Source organism: Curtobacterium sp. MCBD17_003 (genome assembly GCF_003234885.2).
Classification (GTDB): Bacteria; Actinomycetota; Actinomycetes; order Actinomycetales; family Microbacteriaceae; genus Curtobacterium.
In genome coordinates this window covers 930,474-952,194 of sequence record NZ_CP126275.1, presented here as the reverse complement: position 1 = coordinate 952,194, position 21,721 = coordinate 930,474, and the positions used below count along the sequence as shown (strand labels likewise).

At 71.7% G+C, this 21,721-nt stretch carries 21 protein-coding genes; 2 read left to right on the top strand and 19 right to left on the bottom strand.

The window, feature by feature from the left end:
• Positions 1-16 precede the first annotated feature (16 nt).
• From recA to DEI88_RS04640, 6 genes are all read right to left on the bottom strand, one after another.
• A complete protein-coding gene (gene recA / locus DEI88_RS04665) occupies positions 17-1,087 on the bottom strand; it encodes a recombinase RecA (RefSeq protein ID WP_111014006.1) in 1,071 nt (356 codons plus the stop codon).
• Positions 1,088-1,340: 253 nt separating this feature from the next.
• A complete protein-coding gene (locus DEI88_RS04660; RefSeq protein ID WP_111011117.1) occupies positions 1,341-1,565 on the bottom strand; it encodes a DUF3046 domain-containing protein in 225 nt (74 codons plus the stop codon).
• A 147-nt stretch (positions 1,566-1,712) separates the two neighbouring features.
• Positions 1,713-2,024: a helix-turn-helix domain-containing protein gene (locus tag DEI88_RS04655; protein WP_111011116.1), complete on the bottom strand. Its 312-nt coding sequence runs from the start codon at positions 2,022-2,024 to the stop codon at positions 1,713-1,715.
• A gap of 152 nt (positions 2,025-2,176) precedes the next feature.
• Positions 2,177-2,713 carry a CinA family protein gene (locus tag DEI88_RS04650; RefSeq protein WP_258372069.1) on the bottom strand — a complete coding sequence of 179 codons (537 nt, stop codon included), beginning with the start codon at positions 2,711-2,713 and terminating at the stop codon, positions 2,177-2,179.
• Positions 2,710-3,351, bottom strand: a complete 642-nt coding sequence (gene pgsA / locus DEI88_RS04645; protein ID WP_111011144.1) for a CDP-diacylglycerol--glycerol-3-phosphate 3-phosphatidyltransferase — start codon at positions 3,349-3,351, stop codon at positions 2,710-2,712. The genes DEI88_RS04650 and pgsA overlap by 4 nt, the downstream gene beginning before the upstream one ends.
• Positions 3,352-3,356: 5 nt before the next feature.
• Positions 3,357-6,272 (bottom strand): FtsK/SpoIIIE family DNA translocase, encoded by a 2,916-nt coding sequence (locus tag DEI88_RS04640; RefSeq protein WP_111072322.1) that lies wholly within the window; start codon positions 6,270-6,272, stop codon positions 3,357-3,359.
• Between the two features lie 109 nt (positions 6,273-6,381).
• On the opposite strand from DEI88_RS04640, the gene DEI88_RS04635 reads away from it, so the two are divergent.
• On the top strand, positions 6,382-7,650 hold the full coding sequence (locus DEI88_RS04635; protein ID WP_111011114.1) for an ROK family transcriptional regulator: 1,269 nt from the start codon (positions 6,382-6,384) through the stop codon (positions 7,648-7,650).
• Between the two features lie 68 nt (positions 7,651-7,718).
• On the opposite strand, the gene DEI88_RS04630 is transcribed toward DEI88_RS04635, so the two are convergent.
• From DEI88_RS04630 to DEI88_RS04575, 12 genes are all read right to left on the bottom strand, one after another.
• Positions 7,719-8,576 carry a 3-keto-disaccharide hydrolase gene (locus tag DEI88_RS04630; RefSeq protein ID WP_111011113.1) on the bottom strand — a complete coding sequence of 286 codons (858 nt, stop codon included), beginning with the start codon at positions 8,574-8,576 and terminating at the stop codon, positions 7,719-7,721.
• Entirely contained in the window at positions 8,569-9,747 is a 1,179-nt protein-coding gene (locus DEI88_RS04625) for a Gfo/Idh/MocA family protein (protein ID WP_111072323.1), read from the bottom strand. Before DEI88_RS04625 ends, DEI88_RS04630 begins: the two co-directional genes overlap by 8 nt.
• Positions 9,744-11,174 (bottom strand): GH1 family beta-glucosidase, encoded by a 1,431-nt coding sequence (locus tag DEI88_RS04620; RefSeq protein WP_111072324.1) that lies wholly within the window; start codon positions 11,172-11,174, stop codon positions 9,744-9,746. Before DEI88_RS04620 ends, DEI88_RS04625 begins: the two co-directional genes overlap by 4 nt.
• Before the next feature lies 1 nt (position 11,175).
• Positions 11,176-11,538, bottom strand: a complete 363-nt coding sequence (locus DEI88_RS04615; protein WP_111011143.1) for a tautomerase family protein — start codon at positions 11,536-11,538, stop codon at positions 11,176-11,178.
• 57 nt (positions 11,539-11,595) lie between these two features.
• Positions 11,596-12,585, bottom strand: coding sequence for an aldo/keto reductase (locus DEI88_RS04610; protein WP_181441250.1), 990 nt, complete (start codon positions 12,583-12,585; stop codon positions 11,596-11,598).
• Positions 12,585-13,472 carry a carbohydrate ABC transporter permease gene (locus DEI88_RS04605; RefSeq protein WP_111011110.1) on the bottom strand — a complete coding sequence of 296 codons (888 nt, stop codon included), beginning with the start codon at positions 13,470-13,472 and terminating at the stop codon, positions 12,585-12,587. Before DEI88_RS04605 ends, DEI88_RS04610 begins: the two co-directional genes overlap by 1 nt.
• Positions 13,469-14,500, bottom strand: a complete 1,032-nt coding sequence (locus DEI88_RS04600) for a carbohydrate ABC transporter permease (RefSeq protein WP_111037299.1) — start codon at positions 14,498-14,500, stop codon at positions 13,469-13,471. Before DEI88_RS04600 ends, DEI88_RS04605 begins: the two co-directional genes overlap by 4 nt.
• Position 14,501: 1 nt before the next feature.
• Entirely contained in the window at positions 14,502-15,824 is a 1,323-nt protein-coding gene (locus tag DEI88_RS04595) for an ABC transporter substrate-binding protein (protein ID WP_111011108.1), read from the bottom strand.
• Positions 15,825-15,998: 174 nt separating this feature from the next.
• Positions 15,999-17,675, bottom strand: coding sequence for a ribonuclease J (locus tag DEI88_RS04590; RefSeq protein WP_111011107.1), 1,677 nt, complete (start codon positions 17,673-17,675; stop codon positions 15,999-16,001).
• Positions 17,676-17,721: 46 nt separating this feature from the next.
• Entirely contained in the window at positions 17,722-18,726 is a 1,005-nt protein-coding gene (gene dapA, locus DEI88_RS04585) for a 4-hydroxy-tetrahydrodipicolinate synthase (protein WP_375334634.1), read from the bottom strand.
• Positions 18,727-18,761: 35 nt separating this feature from the next.
• A complete protein-coding gene (locus DEI88_RS04580) occupies positions 18,762-19,271 on the bottom strand; it encodes a dihydrofolate reductase (RefSeq protein WP_111072325.1) in 510 nt (169 codons plus the stop codon).
• Entirely contained in the window at positions 19,271-20,113 is an 843-nt protein-coding gene (locus DEI88_RS04575; RefSeq protein ID WP_111072326.1) for a thymidylate synthase, read from the bottom strand. The genes DEI88_RS04580 and DEI88_RS04575 overlap by 1 nt, the downstream gene beginning before the upstream one ends.
• Positions 20,114-20,330: 217 nt before the next feature.
• Between DEI88_RS04575 and DEI88_RS04570 the strand changes: the two genes are divergently transcribed.
• A complete protein-coding gene (locus DEI88_RS04570; RefSeq protein WP_111072327.1) occupies positions 20,331-21,233 on the top strand; it encodes a TIGR01777 family oxidoreductase in 903 nt (300 codons plus the stop codon).
• A gap of 43 nt (positions 21,234-21,276) precedes the next feature.
• Here DEI88_RS04570 and DEI88_RS04565 read toward each other — a convergent pair whose 3' ends face one another.
• Positions 21,277-21,720: a hypothetical protein gene (locus DEI88_RS04565; protein ID WP_111011102.1), complete on the bottom strand. Its 444-nt coding sequence runs from the start codon at positions 21,718-21,720 to the stop codon at positions 21,277-21,279.
• Position 21,721: the final 1 nt, after the last annotated feature.

The following is a 21,721-nucleotide window of genomic DNA, read 5'->3' as shown; positions in this document are numbered from 1 at the left end:
GAGCTGTCTCGGGAGCTCACGCGCCCTTCTTGGCGGCGAGTTTCTTCTCGAGGGACTCGACCGGCGCCGGGGCGTCAGCGGTGGCAGCGGCCGCACCGACACCGAGCTTCGCGAGGATCTTGCGCTCGATCTCGGCGGCGATGTCGCCGTTCTGGATGAGGAAGTTGCGCGAGTTCTCCTTGCCCTGGCCGAGCTGGTCGCCCTCGTACGTGTACCAGGCGCCCGACTTCTTGACGATGCCGTGCTCCACACCGAAGTCGAGCAACGAGCCCTCGCGCGAGATCCCCACGCCGTAGAGGATGTCGAACTCGGCCTGCTTGAAGGGCGGCGCCATCTTGTTCTTGACGACCTTGACCCGGGTGCGGTTGCCCACGGCCTCGGTGCCGTCCTTCAGGGTCTCGATGCGGCGGATGTCCAGCCGGACCGAGGCGTAGAACTTGAGCGCCTTACCGCCAGCGGTGGTCTCCGGGCTGCCGAAGAACACGCCGATCTTCTCGCGCAGCTGGTTGATGAAGATCATCGTGGTCTGCGTCTGGTTGAGCCCACCGGCCAGCTTCCGGAGTGCCTGCGACATGAGGCGGGCCTGGAGGCCGACGTGCGAGTCCCCCATCTCGCCCTCGATCTCGGCGCGGGGCACGAGCGCGGCCACGGAGTCGACCACGACCAGGTCGATCGAGCCCGAACGGACGAGCATGTCCGCGATCTCGAGCGCCTGCTCACCCGTGTCGGGCTGGGAGACGAGGAGCGCGTCGATGTCGACGCCGAGCTTCTTCGCGTACTCGGGGTCGAGGGCGTGCTCCGCGTCGATGAAGGCCGCGATGCCGCCGTTGCGCTGCGCGTTCGCGATGGCGTGCAGCGTCAGGGTCGTCTTGCCGGAGGACTCCGGACCGTAGATCTCGATGATGCGACCACGCGGGAGGCCGCCGATGCCGAGAGCGACGTCGAGCGCCACGGATCCGGTGGGGATGGTGGCGACGGGGGCGCGTTCGTCACTCCCGAGGCGCATCACCGTGCCCTTGCCGAACTGTCGGTCGATCTGGGCGAGTGCGGTCTCGAGGGCCTTCTCGCGGTCTGCGGGTGAGGGCATGATGCGCTCCTTCTGCTCGTGTACGGCGCCTGTAGGCTGTCGCCTTCGCGAGGACCGGTGGGGCAGGGTCCTCGGTTCACCGACAAGGCTCGGATGCTCATCCGATGGACCGAACCTACGACCGGCCACCGACATCACCACGCCGAGAGCAGACCGCTGTGGACGGTACGTCGCCACGAGCATCTGTGCAGGACGGTAGCACCGGATCGAACACCCGTTCGAGCAACACGCCGAAGACGTGTTCGAGTGGGCGTCAGTCGCGCGGAGCGCGGAGGCCCTTGCCGTGCCGCCGTCCGACGGGCACGTCCTGCGCGTCGCACAGGGCCTCCCAGACGTCGCGGGCCGGCACCCCCGCCGCGAGCGCGTCGGCCGCCGACCGTCCGCCCACCGCCCCGAGGACGACGTCGCGCGTGACCACCTGACCGTAGGCCGGACCGAACTCGTCCTCGACCGCCTGCCAGAACTCACTCACGCGCACGGCCCCATGGTAGCCAGGACCCCGGACACGAGGCGGGGCCGGACGCACTCGTCGAGGCGGCCACCGCCGCTGGCCCTGATCGCCGCGCCCCCGGAACGCGGAACGCCCCGGTCCAGCAGGACCGGGGCGTTCCGACGCGGACTGCGCTCAGCGCACCGCGAGGTCGTTGTCGAACTCGGCGACGAGGTCGTCCGGCAGCATGTCCGGAACCGGGGAGGTGATCCCCTCGACGACCGCGAGGCGGTCACCGACTTCGCGCATGATGACCGAGATGGGCGTGTCGAGCGCGTCGGCGACCGAAGCGAGGATCTCGGAGCTGGCTTCCTTCTGACCGCGCTCCACCTCGCTCAGGTATCCGAGCGCGACACTGGCCTTGCTGGCGACCTGACGGAGGGTCCGGCCCTTCTGCAAGCGGAAGTCCCGCAGGACATCGCCGATTTCCTGACGAACGAGAACCATGAGAACTCCTCCTTCCTGTCATCCCGATCCCGCTCGATCCCGGTGACCGAGAACGGGACAGCAACACTATCGCCGCCGGTTCGTGCATGCTAACCAGGGGGCTCTGGGTGGTGCTTGTGAATGCACCACTTGTAACCGGATGGAAACGCGCCCTATTCCCCGGACGTGCTCGCCGTGACCGCCTGGTGCAAGCGTGTGAGGAGTTCGGAGACGGCCCCCGCGCGGATTGCCGCACGGTCACCATCGAGCCGGAGTTCGGACGCCTCCGCGACACCGGCCCGCGCGATCCCGACGAACACCGTGCCGACCGGCTTGCCGTCCTGCGGTTCCGGTCCGGCGACGCCCGTCGTGCTGATGCCCCAGGTCGCCGCAAGGCCGTCGACCGCCGTCGCCGCACGCACCCCGGTCGCCATCTGCCGCGCGACCTCCGGATCGACCGCCCCCCGAGTCGCCAGCAGCGCCGCGTCGACGCCGAGCAACTGGTGCTTCAACGGCGTCGCGTAGGCGACCACACCCCCGCGCACGACCGCGCTCGCACCCGGGACGGCGACGAGCTCCGCCACGACGAGACCGCCGGTGAGCGACTCCGCGACGGCGAGCGTCTCGCCGCGCGCCGCGAGTGCGCGCACGATCGCGACCGCCAGCGAGCCGGGAGGCACGACAGCGTCGGGTGCGTCGGTGACCGTCACCGCGCCTCCCGGCCGTGCCGCCAGGCCTGCCACAGGTAGTCGAGACCGCTCAGGATCGTCGCGAGGAACGCCAACACCATGAGGACGGCGTCGACGACGTGCACCCAACCGCCGAAGACGTTCCAGAAGGGGATGAGGGCCAGGGTGATCGCGACGGCCTGCAGGACCGTCTTGACCTTGCCGCCGCGGCTCGCGGGGATGACCCGGTCGCTCAGCACCGCGAAGCGGAAGACCGTGATGCCGATCTCGCGCACCATGATGAGGACGGTGACGTACCAGGGCAGTTCCCCGAGCACCGAGAGCGAGACGAGGGCGCCGCCGATGAGCACCTTGTCGGCGATCGGGTCGACGAGCTTGCCGAAGTCGGTGACGAGGTTCTGCCGGCGGGCGATGATGCCGTCGGCGCTGTCGGTGACGATCGCGACGACGAACAGCACGGCTGCCCAGATCCGGAGGGGGCCGTCCTGCCCCGCGTCGAGCAGCAGGAAGACGAAGAACACCGGCGCCATCAGGATCCGGATGACGGTGATGACGTTGGCGACGTTCGCGGTCGACGCCGGCCCCGATCCCGATCGGATCACCCGCCCCCGCCACGGGAACCGCTTCTGCGTCGCGGTGGACTCACCGGAGGCGCTCATGGTGATCACTCCCTGCCGGTCAGGCTCCAGGCGTCCTCGTCCGGATCGCTCTCGACCTCATCGTACCCACGGGTCATGTCGGCGACCGGGTCGTCGGACCCGCGGTACCCGGCGTCGCCCTCCGCGCCGTCGCGCGTCGGGGTGACCGGGGCGGCCGGCGCGGGGGGCTCCTCACCCCGGAGTCGCGCGAGGGTCTCGGGAAGCTGCTCGACCGTGATGAGGACGTCGCGGGCCTTCGAGCCCTCGCTCGGCCCGACGATCTCGCGTGACTCCATGAGGTCCATGAGCCGCCCCGCCTTGGCGAAGCCCACGCGGAGCTTCCGCTGGAGCATCGAGGTCGACCCGAACTGCGTCGAGACGACCTGCTCCACGGCCGCGAGGAGGAGCTCGAGGTCGTCACCGATGTCGGCGTCGATCTCCTTGCGCTCGACGACCGCCTGGACGTCCTGGCGGTACTCCGGGCGGGCCTGGCGGGTGACGTGCGCGACGACCTCGGCGATCTCGCTCTCCTGCACCCAGGCGCCCTGCACGCGGACGGCCTTCGACGACCCCATCGGCAGGAACAGTCCGTCGCCCTGGCCGATGAGCTTGTCGGCTCCCGGCTGGTCGAGGATGACCCGGGAGTCCGTCACGCTCGTCACCGCGAACGCGAGCCGCGACGGCACGTTCGCCTTGATGAGCCCCGTGACGACGTCCACCGAGGGACGCTGCGTCGCGAGGACGAGGTGGATTCCGGCCGCCCGGGCGAGCTGCGTGATGCGGACGATCGAGTCCTCGACGTCGCGCGGGGCGACGAGCATGAGGTCCGCGAGCTCGTCCACCACGACGAGGAGGTACGGGTAGGGCTTGAGCTTCCGCTCGCTGCCGGCGGGCAGGACGATCTCGTCGTTCGCCACGGCACGGTTGAAGTCGTCGACGTGCCGGAACCCGAACGACGCGAGGTCGTCGTACCGCATGTCCATCTCCTTCACGACCCACTGCAGCGCCTCGGCCGCCTTCTTCGGGTTCGTGATGATGGGGGTGATGAGGTGCGGGACACCGGCGTAGATCGAGAGCTCGACGCGCTTCGGGTCGACGAGGACCATGCGGACCTCGCTCGGCTTCGCGCGCATGAGGAGCGACGTGATCATCGAGTTGACGAAGCTCGACTTGCCGGACCCCGTGGAGCCGGCGACCAGGAGGTGCGGCATCTTCGCGAGGTTCGCCACGACGAAGCCGCCCTCGACGTCCTTGCCGACGCCGATGGTCATCGGGTGCTTCGACTTCGTGGCCGCGTTCGACCGCAGCACGTCGCCGAGCGAGACGATCTCGCGGTCCGAGTTCGGGATCTCGACGCCGATCGCGCTCTTGCCGGGGATCGGCGAGAGGATGCGGACCTCGTTCGAGGCGACCGCGTACGACAGGTTCTTGCTCAACGCCGTGACGCGCTCGACCTTGACCCCCGGGCCGAGCTCGATCTCGTACCGGGTGACCGTCGGGCCGCGCGAGAACCCGGTGACCTTGGCGTCGACCTTGAACTCGGTGAGGACGCCGGTGATCGCCGCGACCATCTCGTCGTTCGCGGTGCTGTGCGCCGTCGCGGGGGTGCCCGGGCTCAGCGTCGAGGCGGCGGGCAGGCGGTAGGGCGCGGCCGGAGCGTCGTCGGCGGTCGTGTCGGGCAGGCCGTCCTGCTCGTCCTCGTCGAGGGGCAGCACGTCCGTGACGGGCTCGGCCACGGCGGGACGGATGACCTCGGTCGCGGCCTGGGCCTCGTCGTGGCGCACGCGGCCCGGCGCCTGCGCGTCGAACGCACGGAGGGCCTCCTCGGCGCGGTCGAGGTCCTCGGCGACGTCCTGTTCGAGCGAGTCGTTGAGGTTGACCGACACGGGTTCGGCCGGCGTCAGGTCGACGAGGCCCGCCGCGGCGCCGCGGCCGGTGGCGGCCGCGGCGTCGGACGTCTCGGCGTGCGGGAGCACGGGGGTGTCGTAGGCGGGATCCTCCTCGCGCCCGGTCTTGTTGCGCCGCCACCACGGCAGCGCCCCGGGCTCGCCCTCGCCCGAGCCGTCGCCGCTGCCGCCGCCGTCGAGGTCCTCGAACGGGTCGAACGACGACGACGCCGAGGTGTTCCGGCCACGGCGCGGTGCCACGGGCGCGGGTGCGTCCGCGTCGATCGGAGCCGGCCCCGGCGTGCCGAACAGGTACGCGTAGAGCTCGTGCACGCGTCGACCCACGTGGTTCGGGGGCGTCTTCGTGATGATGAACAGCGAGAGCGCGATGAGCGCCACGGCCACGGGGGTGGCGATCCACGCGGTCGCGGCCGCGACGATCCAGCCGATCACCACCCAGCCGATGATCCCGCCCGCCTGTGCGAGCACGGGCATGCCGTCGGACGCCGGGGGCTGACCGCCGTAGATGTGACAGACGGAGGAGATGCCGATGACGAGCAACCCCAGGCCGATGCCGATGCGGGTGTTGTCGTGCACGGACGCGGGATGCCGGAACAACCACCCGGCGAACACGATCATGATGACCGGCAACGCGACCGCGAGCCGACCGAACAGACCACCGAACGTGTAGGCGTCCAGGGCCACCGCGACCGGGTTGGCGGGGTTGAGCCACTCGACCACGGCACCGGCGATCGCGAGCAGGAACAGCAGGAACGGGAAGCCGTCGCGTCGTTCGTCGTGCTCGAGCGACTCCTTGCCGAGCAGCCGGAACACCGCGCCGACACCGTGCGCTGCACCCGTCCAGGCGGTCACGAGGGGGTTCGGCCCGACGACCTCGACCGGTTGCGGGAGCTTCCGGGTGGTCGCCTGGGTCCGGGAGGTGGCGCCGCGGGCCCCCGTGCCGCCGGACCCGCGCGCGGGCGAGGGCGCCCGCGACCCCGAGGACGCGCGGGACCCCGAGGACGCGCGCGACGACGACTTGGTGCTCCCGGCCATGAGCGGAACCCTAACCCGAGCCGGGGACGTCCGGCGGGAGGCCCGCCGTGACGGGCCGCGCCCCCGCACCCGGTACCGTGGGGCCAGGAGCGACGAGGAGGACGACACGATGGTCACGGTCCGCCCCGACGCACCGATCCGTCGCCTCAAGGGCGCCTCGGTCGCCGAGACCCGGAGCGCGATCGTGGACCTCATCCGCTCGAGTGGCACCATCAGCCGCACGGAGCTCGCGGAGCGGTCCGGACTGACGAACGCGACGATCTCGAAGATCGTCCGGACCCTGCTCGACGACGGCCTCGTGTCCGAGGTCGGGTACGCGGAGTCGACCGGCGGCAAACGCGCCGTCCTGCTCGAGCTGAACAGCACCGCCGGCTACGCGGTCGGGGTCGCCCTGGACACCGCGCAGGACGTGTACGTCCTCGTCGACCTCAGCGGTCGCCCGATCGACGCACGGAGCGTCGCGGGGACCGGGACCGAGTCACCCGAGGCCGTCGTGGCCCGCGTCGCCCGGGACGTCGCCGTCATGCTCGCCGACCACGGGATCGACCGCGACACCGTGATCGGGATCGGCGTCGCCGGCGAGGGACGGCTCGACCTGCCCGGTCGGGTGCTCCGGTCCACCGACTCGTGGAGCGAGTGGGACGACTTCGCGCTCGGGCACGCGCTCACCGCGGCGACCGACCTGCCGGTCACGGTCGACAACGACGCGAACTGCGCCGCCCTCGGCGAGTTCTGGTCGGGCCGCGTGCCGTCCACGCGCGACTTCGCCACCGTCTACATGGCGACGGGCATCGGGTGCGGGCTGCTCGTCGGAGGCGACGTCCACCGGGGCGCGTCGTCGAACGCCGGGGAGATCGGGCACATGTCCCTGCGGTGGGACGGGCCGCCCTGCTGGTGTGGGTCCCGCGGCTGCCTCGAGGTCCTCGCCGCGCCCGCCGCCGTCGTCGCACGAGCCCGCACCGACGCGGCCCTCGTCGCGCGGCTCGGCATCGACACCACCACGGACGGCGACGACGCCCGGGCGGTGACGGCCGACGTCCGCGCGACCTTCGCACGCGTCGCGGCCGCGGCCGTCCAGGGCGACACCGGCGCGCTCGCCCTCGTCGAGGAGTCCGCCGAGTACCTGGCGCGGGCGATCCTGAACCTCGTCAACCTGCTCGACCTCGACGAGGTCTACCTCGCGGGCCCGGGGTTCGCCACCGCCGGCGAGCGCTACCTGCGGGCGGTGCAGCGGGAGCTCCACGCGCACGCGGTGATGCGGGGCACGCATCCCGTGCACGTGGCGATGAGCGCCGTCGGCCGGGACGCCGCCGCGCTCGGCGCTGCCGCCGCCGTGCTCCACGCCCGGCTGACGCGGACCCGCGCCGGTCGCGGCTGACGCGGCGGCCCTGGCGGACCCGGCGGCCCCGGCGGACCCCGCGACTCCGGCGGACCCGGCGGCGTCGGTCAGTCGAGCCGCACGACCCGCAGGTCCCGCCACCGCACGACCGCGCCCGGCCCCCACCGCTCGTCCCCGAGCGCGGGGTCGTTGTCGTGCACCTCGAGCGCGATGTGCCCGGCGCGACCGAGCAGGGCGCGGACGGCGGCGCGGTCGAACCGGTCCGGTGGGAGCGCCCCGGTGTCGCACTCGGCGACGAGGAGCCCGTTGACCCAGGTCGTCAGCACCGGCCACTCCCCCACGCACCGGATCCGGAGCTCGTTCCAGTCGTCCCATCGCCACGCGGCGAGGAACGCCTCGGCGCTGGCGGCGTACGTCAGCAGGGCCCGCTTCTCCGGCGTCACCGGCTCGCGGCTCGTCACCGGGTCGTCCTCGGTCAGACCGACCGCTCGCCCGCCGGCGTCGCGGACGGCGTCGACGGCGAACCCGACGGCGTGGAACCCGCCGATCCCGTTGCCGTAGAACCCGCCGATGGAGCCGGACGGCCGGTGGTCGACGAGCACCTGGTACCCCTGCGACCCGAGCGCCGAGGCTCGGAGCATGATCCCGGTGTCCGCGGGCCAGTCCGGTCGCACCAGCACCGTCAGGTCGACGTCACCGAACACCTCGTCGCTGACCAGGTAGCCGCCGAGTCCGCGGCGCTCCTGGCCACCCACGACGGCGCCGTCGACCACGGACCACGCACCACTCGTGGCGAGGGCGTCGCGGACCGCGGGTGACGCGGGGTCCGGTGCCGGGCCTCCCGGCCGTGCGGCCACGGGCGTGCGCGGGACGGCGTGCCAGCCGTCGAGCGTGACGCCATCGAAGAGCGCGGTCGCGACGAACGACGGCGCGGATCGGCCGGGAGGGCCGGCGACGTCACGCACGCGACGTCACCCAGGGCTCGTTCGAGATCGTCACCGCCGTGCCGGTGCCAGCGGCCTCCTCGATGGCGAGCCCGACGTGGTGGTCGTGCAGGCCCTCGGCGAGCGGGTAGGGGCCCGGGGCCTCGTCGCGGGTCCATGCGCCGGTGCGCGTCAGCAGCTCGGCGACGGCGAGGTCGTCGTCCATGAGGCGTCCGCCCTCGTACAGGTTCCGCCACACTGGGCGCCCGTCGAGGCTGATGTGCGTCGTGTCGAGCCCCTCGTAGTCCATGCCGTGGCCGGTCTGCGCCCGCTCGAACCGCGACGTCACCGGGGTCGTGGCGTCGAGCATGCGCACGAGGGTCTCGTCGTGGAGCTCGCCCGTCGACCCGCGGACCGCCAGGTGGTCCGGACGCACCGGGTTCCACCACTGGTTGTCCGTGAAGTCGTAGAGCCCCGTGCGGCCGTCCCCGAGGTCGAGCGTCGACAGGATCGTCCGGGCCGGCTTCGGCTCCGTGTCGTGTGTCCAGCCGTCCGGCGTGATCGGGTCGACCAGGGGCGCGGTCGAGGTCACGGACCGCACGGTCACCGGCCCCGGGGCGACGTCGAGGAACCCGCGGATCATCGACACCGCGTGGTACAGGTGCGTCGAGCTGACGTGCACGGAGGTCGGGGCACCGACTACCCCGTCCCGCACCGCTGCCAGCCGAGCGGCGTGGAGCGGCATGAGCAGGTACTGCTCGGCGACCTGGACGAGGTCCGCCGCGCCGACGTCGGCCCAGAGCGACCGCATGCCGTCGAGGTCCGGCGCCGGCGGCGTCTCGGTGAGCACGGGGACCCCGCGTCCGACGAGCTCGCGGACGAGCCCGGGCGTCACCGGCCACGGGACGCTCGGGACGACGAACTCGGGACGCTCCGCGGCCAGGAGGTCGTCGAGCGTCCGCCAGGTCGGGACGCCCCACCGGCGCTCGAGTTCCGCCCCGGCCTCGGCTCGACGCGTCACCACGCCGGTCACCCGGAACCGGTCGGGCAACAGCTGCGCCACCCGGAGGTAGACCTCGGTGCGCCACCCGTTGCCGACGAGCGCGTACCGGGTCGGTGCGACGGTCGGGAGGCGCTTGGTCGCGACCGCCGGGGTGCGCAGCGGTGGCTCCGTGGCGGCCGGGTCGGTGCGGTCCGTGTCGGTGGTGGTCATGCCTGGGCTCCTGACTGCTCGGTGGTGGTCGCGAGGGGGCCGCCGAGCACGCCCGCCAGCCAGCGGCCGCTCCGCTTGACGGTCCGCTGCTGGGTGGCGTAGTCGACGTGCACGATGCCGAAGCGGCGCGTGTACCCGAACGCCCACTCCCAGTTGTCGAGGAGGCTCCAGCAGAAGTACCCGCGGAGCGGGATCCCCTCGCGGACCGCGTCGGCGCACGCCGCGAGGTGCGCCTCGACGTACGCACGGCGCTCCTCGTCCTCGACGGCACCCGTCTCGTCGACCACGTCCTCGTAGGCCGCGCCGTTCTCGGTGACCGCGATCGGCAGCTCGGGCCGGAGCGTGTGGACCATGCGCAGGACGTCGACGAGGCCGTCCGGGTGGATCTCCCACCCCATCTGCGTGCGCGGTGCACCGGTGTCGACGGTCTCGACGAACTCGCTGCCCGGGTTCGCGCTCACCGCGCCGACGGCGCCACCGGCGTTGGTCGCCGCGCCGGTCCCGCCACCGGCCCGCACGGTGTGCCGGCTGTAGTAGTTGACGCCCACGAAGTCGACGTCCGCCGCGATCTCGGCGGCGTCGGACGCGGGGTTCGCCGCGAACCAGTCCTGCTCCCCGAGGTCACGGACGACGTCCTCCGGGTAGTGGCCGAGGAGCAGCGGCTCGAGGAACAGCCGGTTCTGGAGGCCGTCGATGCGTCGGGCGGCGTCGCGGTCGTCGGCCGAGTCGGTCGCCGACCGCACCGAGTAGAGGTTGAGCGTGACCCCGACCTGCGCGGTCGGCCGGGCGGCAGCACGGATGGCCGGGACGGCACGCCCGTGCCCGAGCATCAGGTGGTGGGCCGCGTGCGCGGCACGGGTCCCGAGCTGCTTGCCCGGCGCGTGCACACCCGACGCGTAACCGAGGAACGCCGAGCACCACGGCTCGTTCAGGGTGATCCAGTGGTCGACGAGGTCACCGAGGCCCGCGACGACGAGGCCCGCGTACTCCGCGAACCGGTCCGCCGTGTCCCGCTCGAGCCAGCCGCCCCGCGCCTCGAGCGCGCTCGGGAGGTCCCAGTGGTACAGCGTCGCCCACGGGGTGATGCCCCGCTCGAGCAGTGACTCCGCGAGGCGGCGGTAGTGGTCGAGCCCCGCCTGGTTCGCCGGCCCGGTGCCGTCCGCCTGGACGCGCGGCCACGCGACCGAGAACCGGTACGCGTCGACGCCGAGGTCCGCCATGATCGCGACGTCCTCGCGGTACCGGCGGAGGTGGTCGTCGGCCGGGTCGCCCGTCGAGCCGTCGGTGATCGCGCCGGGGACGCGGGCGAAGTCGTCCCAGATGCTCGGTCCGCGGCCGTCGACGTCGACCGACCCCTCGACCTGGTACGCGGCCGTGGCGGTGCCGATGACGAAGTCGTCGGGCAGATCGCTCCTGGTGAACGCCACGTCAGGCCTCCTTGTCCGGGGCGCACCAGTCGCTGCCCTCGTTCTCGGTCACGGCGATGAGGACCTCGTCGCGCTTCACCCCGGCACCCACCAGCTCGTCGACCACGCACCCGTACATGCGCTGCTTGTCCTCGGGACCGTAGATGCGGGCGAGCAGGATCTGCACGAAGAGGATGTCGTTGCGGTCCGCGTTCGGGAACGTCCGTGAGTACACGAGCTCCCCGGGCTCGTGGAGCCGGAAGACCTGGAACAGGTCGTCCTCGGGCATCGCGAGCCCGTCGACGAGTCCCTTGTGGATGGCGGCGCTGATGGCCTCGCGACGTGGTGCGAGGGCCGCGTGCATGTCGACGCGGACGAGGGGCATGGTCTCCTGCTTCCCGGGCCCGCGTCGGTGCGGGCCCATGTCGTGGTGCTCGGCGCCTCAGCGGGCGTCGAGCCAGTGCTCCGGAGCCGGCCGGAGGGCGGCGAGTTCCACCCACAGGTCGTCCGGGAGGTCCGTGGTCGCGGCGTCGACGGTCGTCGCGATCCGCTCGGGTCGACTGAACCCGACGATCGTGCTCGCGACCGCCGGCTCCCGCACGGACGCGGCGAGCGCCGCCGTCGCGAGGTCGGTCCCGTACCGGTCGCAGACGTCGGCCATCGCGGTGATGGCGGCGCGAGTGGCCGGAGGCGCGGGGCGGTAGCCGTAGTCGGTCCGGCCACTCCGCGGTGCGGCGAGGATCCCCCCGCCGAACACCGCCGCGTTGACGACCGCGACGTCGGTCTCGGCCGCCCGGGCCACGAGCGACTCGGCGCTGCGGTCGACGAGCGTCAGACGGTTGTGCACGAGGAGGACCTCGAACACCCCGAGGTCGAGGTACCGCCGCATGACGTGGACGTCCCCGCCCGCGAGGCCGATGTGCTCGACGACGCCCTCGTCCCGGAGGGCGACGAGCGTGTCGACCGCGCCACCCGGCGCCGTCATCACGTCGAGGTCGTGGAACTCGGGGTCGTGGAGGTGCACGAGCGGCAGCCGGTCGATGCCGAGCCGCTCCTGGCTCTCGCGGACGGACGCGCGGACGCGGGCGCCCGAGTAGTCGCCGTCCCGGGCGTCCACCTTCGTGACGACGAGCACGTCGTCCGGCAGGCCGCCCGCGCGCGCGATGCCGAGGCCGATGCGCCGTTCGCTCGCGCCGCCCGAGTACCCGTTCGCGGTGTCGATCGTCCGGATCGGGCTGTGGAGGACCTGGTCGACGAGGGCGACCGCGTCGTCCTCCTCGACGGCATGACCGAAGTTCTCCGGCATGCTGCCGAGGGGTGCGGCGCCGAGGGTGACCGCGGAGACGGTGAGCCCGGTCCTCCCGAGGGGCCGCATCCAGCCGCCCGGGGTCACATCGAGGTCGGGATCGATCGTGGTACCGAGGTCGACCATCAGCTCTTCACCGCCCCGAGGGTCATGCCCGCGACGAACTGTCGCTGCATCCAGACGTACACGAGCACGACCGGCACGATCGACAGCGTCAGGCCGGCCGCGAGCGACGGCCAGTCGGTCTGGTACTGCCCGATGAGGCTGAACAGGACCGGCTGGAGCGGGAGTGCCCGCGTGTTCTGCAGCACCGTGTTCGCGATGAGGAACTCGTTCCACGTCGACAGGAACTGGAAGATGACGACCGTCGCGACCCCGGGCCGGGCCAACGGCAGGATCACCCGCCAGAACACCGTGAACTCGCCGGCACCGTCGATCCGCGCGGCCTGGACGAGTTCGTCGGGCAGGGTCTCGAAGAAGGCCCGCATGAGGAACATGGCGAACGGTGCCGAACTGCTGATGTAGAGCACGAGCAGGCCGAACTGGCTGTTGAGCAGCCCGATGTTCTTGAGTTGCAGGTAGAGCGGGATGATGAGCGCCGTCGACGGCATCATCAGGGTCGACAGGAGCGCGACGTAGAGGACGTTCTTGAACGGGAACCGGAGCTTGGCGAAGGCGTACCCGGTCATCGACGCGAACACGAGCACGCCCGCGACCGTCGCCGTGGTGATCCAGAGGCTGTTGAGGAAGTGCAGCCCGAAGTCCGTCGACGTCCACGCCGTGCCGTAGGCCCGCGTCGTGAGCATCGTCGGGAAGAACGGCCCGTTGAACACGGTGTTCTCCGGGCGGAGCGACGTCGCGAGCAGCCACAGCAGCGGGAACACCGTCACCGCGCAGATCGCCACGAGGATGATCGCCGCGACCGACCGGGCGTACGGGACCCGTCGGTGCCGCGGCGCCTGGTCGAGGCGGCGGACGTCGGTCCGGGACACCGGTTGCTTGATGGCGGTCATCGGGCGGCCCTCCTCGCGAGCACGATCTGGACGAGCACGGCGACGCCGCACAGGAGCATGACGACGACGCTGAAGGCGCTGCCGTAGCCGAGTTGCGGCACGGACCCGCCGGTGGACCCGAACGCGAGGCTGTACAGGTAGGTGCCGAACACCTCGGACTGGTGGCTCGGACCACCGCCGGTCATGACGAAGATGATGTCGAACACCTTGAAGCCGTTCATCAGGTTCAGGCTGATCACGATCGCCGTCACGATCCGGAGGCCCGGGATCGTCACGAACCGGAACTGCTGGAACCGGGACGCGCCGTCGACCTCGGCGGCCTCGTAGAGCGAGGGGTCGATGCCCTGGATGCCGGCGAAGAAGATGAGCATGTTCATGCCGATCGCCATCCAGAGTGACACCGCGATGATCGCCGGCAGCACGAGCGACGGGGTCGACAGCCAGTTCGCCGCGAGACTGCCGAGCCCGAGCCCCCGGAGCGTCCGGTTGAGCGTGCCGATGTTCGGGTCGTAGATGAGCTTCCACAGCGCACCCGAGACGACGAACGACACGAGGCCGGGGACGAACAGGATCGTCCGGACCACGACGCTGAGGCCCTTCCACACGTTCGCGACGAGCACCGCGATCACGAGCGGGATCGCGGTCTGGAGGACCGTGGTCACGACCGCGTAGAGCACGGTCACGACGAACGCGTGGCGGGCGACCGGGTCGTTCGCCATGCGGGTGTAGTTGTCGAGCCCGATGAACTGCGGGATGCCGAAGCCGCTCCACCGCGTCAGCGACAGGTAGGCGGCGTAGAGGATCGGCCAGCCGACGAACGCCGCGAACAGCAGGACGGTCGGCGCGACGAAGGTGTACCCGGAGACCCACTCCCAGCGGCGGAGGCGAGCGGAGCCGCCCGCTCGTCCCCGGCCGCGGTTCCGGCCCGGGCCACCGCCCCGACCCGTGCCGCGGGGACCGCGCCCACGCTGGCCCATCTCGTCCGACCGTCCCGCCCGCTCCGGCCGGAGCACATTGGTGACGGCCATGTCAGCCCTTCGCGTTGAGGACGGCGGCCTGCATCTGCTTGGCGACCTCGGCCGGCGAGGCGGTCTGGTCGAAGATCTTGCCGAGGGGGTCACCGGCCGCGCTCGATCCCGCGCCGAACGGGATGTGCGGGCAGCCGTCGGGGAGCCACGACGTCATGAGCTTGATGTGCGGGTCGCTCACGCGGTCCGCGGCGCTCTTGGTCGACGGCATGCTCAGCGAGTCGTTCATGAGCTGCGAGTACTGGGCCGGCTCGTACATGAACTTGAGGAACTCGATCGCGGCGTCCTTGGCCTTGCTCGTCGCGGACACCGCCCAACCGGCTCCGGCCTGGTCGGCGGTCCAGTGTCGGGCCCCGCTCTTGATCGCCGGGGTCCGCATGATTTTGTACTTGTCGAGGAACGCCTTGGGGGCGTCCTGCGCGAGTGACTGCGGGATCCAGGACCCGGCGAACAGCATGGCCGCACCCCCCGTGTAGAACAGCTGGGTCGCCTGGTCGCCCGACGTGCCCGTCGTGCCCTTCTGGAACACGCCCGCCTTGACGATCCGGTCGTTGAGCTGGAGCGCCTCGAGCACGGGCTTGTTCGTGTACGCGTAGCCCTTCTCGAGCTGGTCGAGCTTGAGGTAGTACGTCGGGTCGTCGGTCACCTGGGTGATGAGCGGGAGGAAGAAGTCGAGCGCGCTCGTCGTCGGGTTCGCGCTGAACGCGACGGTGGACTTGCCCGTGGCGTCGATCTTCCCGGCGGCGGCGATGAGGTCGTCCCAGGTCTCCGGCTCCCCGTCCACACCCGCGGCGCTCAGCATGTCCGGGTCGTAGAACAGGCCGAACGTCTGCGCCATGAACCCGAGCGCGTACTGCTTGCCGTTCTTCGTGTACTCCTGGTTGTTCGACGAGAAGAAGTCCTTGAAGAAGCCGGACCCGAGCTCCTTGCGCAGGTCCGCCGAGATCCCCTGTTCGCCGTAGGTGATGGCGCGGACGTGCGGGGCGAAGATCTCGGGCACGTCACCACCCGAGACGGCCGCGGTGAGCGCCGGGAGGTACTGGTCCGGCGTCCCGAAGATCCGGTTCTGGATCTTGATGTTCGGGTGCTTCTTCTCGAACGCGGCGATCACCTTGGGGAACACGTCCCGCTGGCCCGTGTACCAGCTCCACATGCGGACGGTCGTCGTGCCGCTCGACGAGGCGGAGGACCCCGAGGAGCAGGCCGCCAGCAGTTCCGCGAGGGCGACGCTCGCGACGCCGGCGCCGCCGTAGCGGAACAGGGTGCGCCTGCTGATGCCCCGGCCGATCGCCTCAGCAGCGGCGCGCGTGTCGGTGTCGTGCATGGTCTCTCCTTTGAGATAGCCGAACCGCTCCCGCTGCTCTGCGGGAGCCCGTGCGGACTTTCTATCCCAAAGTAACGAAGTCTGTCAACGGATTCGGACGACGACGAGGGCGGGGTCCGTCGGACCCCGCCCTCGTGCTGCCGCGGCTCGTGCCGCTGGCTCGTGCCGCCGCGCCTACGCCTCGATGACCACCGGCACGATCATCGGTCGCCGCCGGTGCTTCGTGTTCACCCAGCGCCCCACCGTGCGACGGACGGCCTGCGTGAACGCGTGCTGGTCACCCGCGCCGTTCGCCGCCGTGTCGGCGAGCGCCCGGACGATCTGCGGCCGGACCTCGTCGAACACGGAGTCGTCCTCGGCGAACCCGCGCGACTGGATCTCCGGGCCGACGATGCACTGGCCGGTGGTGAAGTCGACGGCGCAGAAGATCGAGATGAAGCCCTCTTCCGCCAGCACACGCCGGTCCTTGAGGTCCGCGTCCGTGATCTCGCCGACGGTCGACCCGTCCACGTAGACGTAGCCGAGGTCGAGTTGCCCGGCCACGCGGACCACGCCGTCCTTGAGGTCGACGACGGTGCCGTCCTCGCCGAGGATCACGTTGCGCGGCGGGACCCCCGTCTGGATCGCCAGGTCGGCGCTCGCGTACAGGTGGCGGTGCTCACCGTGCACGGGCATGACGTTCCGCGGCCGCAGGATGTTGTAGCAGTACAGGAGCTCGCCCGCGGAGGCGTGGCCCGACACGTGCACCTTCGCGTTGCCCTTGTGGACGACCTTGGCGCCGAGCTTCGTCAGCCCGTCGATCACCCGGTAGACGGCGTTCTCGTTGCCGGGGATGAGGCTCGACGCGAGGATGACGGTGTCCCCCTCGCCGATCTCGATCTGGTGCTCGAGGTTCGCCATGCGCGCGAGCACGGCCATCGGCTCGCCCTGGGACCCCGTCGACATGTAGACGATGCGGTCGTCCGGCAGGTCCTTGGCCTTCTTGGCGTCGATGAGGACGTCGTCCGGCACCCGGAGGTACCCGAGCTCGGCCGCGATCGTCATGTTCCGGACCATCGACCGGCCCATGAACGCCACCCGGCGGTTGTTCGCCGCGGCGGCGTCGAGCACCTGCTGCACGCGGTGGACGTGGCTCGAGAAGCTCGCCACGACGACGCGGCGGCGCGCACGGGCGATGACGCTCTCGAGCACCGGCCCGATGTCACGCTCGGGCGCGGTGAACCCCGGGACGTCCGCGTTCGTGGAGTCCGGCAGGAACAGATCGACCCCGGCTTCGCCGAGTCGGGCGAACGCGCGCAGGTCCGTGATGCGGTCGTCGAGCGGGAGCTGGTCCATCTTGAAGTCCCCGGTGTGGAGCACACGGCCCGCCGGAGTGGTGATGGCGACGGCGAGCGCGTCCGGGATGGAGTGGTTCACGGCCACGAACTCGAGGTGGAACGGGCCGAGCTGCTCGACCTGGTCCTCGCGCACCGTCAGCGTGTACGGCTTGATCCGGTGCTCCTTGAGCTTCGCCTCGACGAGCGCGAGCGTCAGGGTGGACCCGATGAGCGGGATGTCCTGCCGGAGCTTGAGCAGGTACGGCACGGCGCCGATGTGGTCCTCGTGGCCGTGCGTCAGGACCACGCCGAGGACGTCGTCGAGACGATCGCGGATCGGGGTGAAGTCCGGCAGGATCAAGTCCACGCCGGGCTGGTGCTCCTCGGGGAACAGCACGCCGGCGTCGACGACGAGCAGCTTGCCGTCGAACTCGTACACGGTCATGTTGCGGCCGATCTCGCCGAGTCCCCCGACGGGGATCACGCGGAGGGTGCCGGGTTCGAGCGGCTGCGGCTCGGAGGTCTTCGTGGGCATCTGGTCCTGACGGGTGTGGGCGGCGCACCGGGTGCGCCGCGGGTGGTCAACGGGTGGTGCCTGGCACCTTGGGCAGCGCGCCGCCGGCCGCCGCGTTGCGGTCCGGGCGGAAGTTGGAGAAGTCGGCGCCGGGGATGTCGCGCACGAACTCGAGTTCGGCCTCGATGACGGCGGCCTCGGACTCCTCCGGGCCGACGAGCGGCAGGCGCACCCGCGGGCTCGCGATCCGGCCGAGGCCGTGCAGGATGTACTTCGCCGCGACGGTGCCGGGCACGTGCGTCATGACGGCGCGGACCAGGGGCTCGAGCCGCTGGTGCTCGGCCGTCGCCGCCGCGAGGTCGCCCCGGTTCACCGCGTCGACGATCGTGCGGTACGGTGCCGCCGCGATGTTCGCCGTCACGCCGATCAGACCGGTCGCCCCGATCGCCAGGTGCGGCAGCACGTTGGCGTCGTCGCCCGAGAAGTACATGAGGTCGGTGTTGTTGAGCACCCGGCTGACCTCGCTGAAGGAGCCCTTGGCGTCCTTCACCGCGACGATGTTCGGGTGCTTCGAGGCACGGACGATCGTGTCGTACATGATCGGGACGCCGGTCCGGCCCGGGATGTCGTAGAGGATCACCGGCAGGTCGGTGGCGTCCGCGATCATCCGGAAATGCGTCAGGACGCCGGCCTGGGTCGGCTTGTTGTAGTAGGGCGTGACGATCATGACGCCGTCCGCGCCGGCGCGCTCGCTCTGCTTGTACAGCTGCATCGCGTGCGCGGTCTCGTTCGAGCCACCACCCGTGATGATCTTCGCGCGGCCCGCCGCGACCGACTTGCCGACCTCGACGAGCCGGAGCTTCTCGGGGTCCGTGAGCGTCGAGGTCTCGCCCGTGGTGCCGGTCACGACGATGCCGTCGGCACCCGCCGTGATGCAGTCGTCGATGTGCCGTTCGACGCCCGGCCAGTCCACCTCGCCGTCGGCGGTGAACGGCGTCACGAGCGCGACGAGGACCTGACCGAAGGGATTCTCACGCGAGGACACGCGAACCAGCGTACCGGCAGCGCTCATCCACCGGGACCAGCGATCGGGAGGCCCGGACCGGCTCAGGCACGACGGCGCGACTCGACGAAGCGGTAGCGCAGACCCGTCCGCGACGTCAGCCACTCCGTCGCCGAGGGCGTGGCGGCGACCGTGTGCCAATCGGGTCCGAGCTCGGGTGCCGTGGTGTCCCCGTCGACGTCGATGTCGATCACGGTCTCGAGGACGCGGTCCGCTCGCGACAGCGCCGCCTCGTACACCTGCGCGCCGCCGATCACCCACGTGGGCCCGTCCGCGCCCACCGTGAGGGCGGTGTCGACGTCGTGGACGACCTCGGCGCCGTCCGCCGACCACGACCGGTCGCGGGTCAGCACGACGTTGCGGCGCCCGGGCAGTGGCCGGAACCGCGGCGGGAGCGAGTCCCACGTGCGCCGTCCCATGACCACGGTCGCCCCGTTCGTCACCCGGCGGAACTCGGCCTGGTCCTCCGGGAGGTGCCAGGGGATGTCCCCGTCGGCACCGATCACACCGTCGCGCGAGCGCGCCCAGATCAGACCGACCTCGCCCCGGGGCATCAGACGGCGACCGCGCCGCGGATCGTCGGGTGGTGCGCGTAGTCGACGAGCTCGAAGTCCTCGTACTCGTAGGCGTCGATGCCGTCGCGCGGGGCGATCCGGAGCTGCGGCGGCGCGTACGCGGTCCGCGCGAGCTGCTCGCGTACCTGCTCGACGTGGTTGTCGTAGATGTGGCAGTCGCCGCCGGTCCACACGAAGTCGCCGACCTCGAGCCCGGTCTGCGCGGCCACCATGTGCGTCAGGAGCGCGTAGCTGGCGATGTTGAACGGGACACCGAGGAACATGTCGGCGCTCCGCTGGTACAGCTGGCACGAGAGCGTGCCATCGACAACGTGGAACTGGAAGAACGCGTGGCACGGCGCGAGGGCCATCGACGGGATGTCGGCGACGTTCCACGCCGACACGATGAGCCGACGCGAATCCGGGTTCGTCCGGATCTGCTCGATGACCTCGGCGATCTGGTCGACGTGGTCGCCCGAAGGCGTGGGCCACGAGCGCCACTGCACGCCGTACACGGGACCGAGCTCGCCGTCCGCGTCGGCCCACTCGTTCCAGATCCGCACACCGTGCTCCTGCAACCACCGCACGTTCGACTCGCCGCGGAGGAACCACAGCAGCTCGTACGCGACGGACTTGAAGTGGACGCGCTTGGTCGTGACCAGGGGGAACCCCTGCGCGAGGTCGAACCGCAGCTGCGCGCCGAACAGGCTCCGCGTGCCGGTGCCGGTGCGATCGCCCTTCGGCACGCCCTCGTCCAGCACCTTCCGGAGCAGGTCCTCGTACGGGGTGGCGACGGACGGGTCGGGCTGCTTGACGGAGGTCGGCGACGCGGTGTCGGTCATGGCTCCGAGCCTACGGGCGACCACCGTCCTCCGCGAGCGGCGGCAGGGCGACCGGCGGTAGGGCGAGCCAGCGGCGGCAGGGCGACCGGCGGTAGGGCGAGCGATCGGCGGCAGGGCGACCGGCGGGCGGGCGTGACCCGATCCGGCGGGGGTGCGTCGGGCCTCCCGGTCGCGCGTCGGTCGTCGTCGGTACGGTGGGGCGGTCGAAGGAGGACCCATGGCGGACGCCCCGCTCTCCGTGCTCGTGGCCGGCGCGTCCGGCTTCATCGGCACGCCGCTCGTGGCCGCCCTGCGCGCCGCTGGGCACCACGTGACGACGCTCGTGCGTCGCGAGCCGACGTCGCCGTACGAGTTCCGGTGGCAGCCCGGCGTCGCCGACCTCGACCCCGCGGTCGTCGACGGTGCCGACGTCGTGGTGAACCTGGCGGGCGCGAGCATCGCCCGGCTGCCGTGGACGGCCGCGCGACGACGCGCCGTCCGGTCCTCGCGCCTCGACGCGACCCGGACCCTCGTCACCGCGATGCAGCGCGCGGCGACGCCGCCCAACGCCTTCCTCAGCGGCTCCGCGTCCGGGTACTACGGCGACCGCCCCGCCGACCGGCTCATCGAGTCCGCCGACCCCGGCGCGGGGTTCCTCGCCGAGGTCTGCACCGCGTGGGAGGCCGCGGCCTCCGAGGCGCCCTCCACGACCCGGACGGTCCTGCTCCGCACCGGGCTCGTGCTCGGGCCGGACGGCGGCGCGCTCGCCCCCGTGCTGCCCCTCACCCGACTCGGACTCGGATCGCGGCTCGGCACCGGCGGCCAGTACTGGCCCTGGATCTCGCTCGAGGACGAGGTCGCCGCGATCGTGCACCTCTGCTCGTCCGAGGTCGCCGGGCCGGTGAACCTCGCCGGCCCCACACCGGCGCTCGCCGACCACGTCCTCCGGCGCGTCGCGCAGGACCTGCACCGACCGTACGCGCTCACGGTGCCCGAGACGGTCCTGCGCCTGGCGCTCCGCGACGCCGCGGACGAACTCCTGCTCGCGAGCCAGCTGCTCGTCCCGGCGGTGCTCCAGGCCGACGGCTACACGTTCCGGCACGAGACGGTGGAGCAGGCGGTCGACGCGCTGCTCGGCTGACACCCGGCCGCGGGCCGCGGGCGGCACGCCGCGGGCCGGCAGGTCAGTGACCGGCCGACAGCCGGAGTGCCGTGCGCATCGCGTCGCGAGCGCGGCGCCGGTCGCCCGCGGCGTCGTACAGGACTCCGAGGCGGAACCACGCCCGCCAGTCCTCGGGCGCCGCCTGGACGGCGTCGCGGTAGCGCGCGAACAGCGCGTCGGCCGCCGCGCGGTCCGGGCGGCCCGACGGCCGGAGCGGGACGACGTCGTCGGGGGCGCCGCCCTCACGCTCGAGTCGGGTGGCGAGCCGCGTGACGCGGAAGCCGAACCGCAGCTCGAGCACGAGGAGCACGGCGCCGATCGCGGCCACGACGAGCAACGCGACCCCGATCCCGACACCGATGCCGAGCCCGGTCGCGATGAACGCCACCGCGCGCTGACCGACGAGCACGAGGTACAGGACGAGGAGCGCGGCGATGAGCGCGACGCCGGCGAAGCGCGAGCGCACG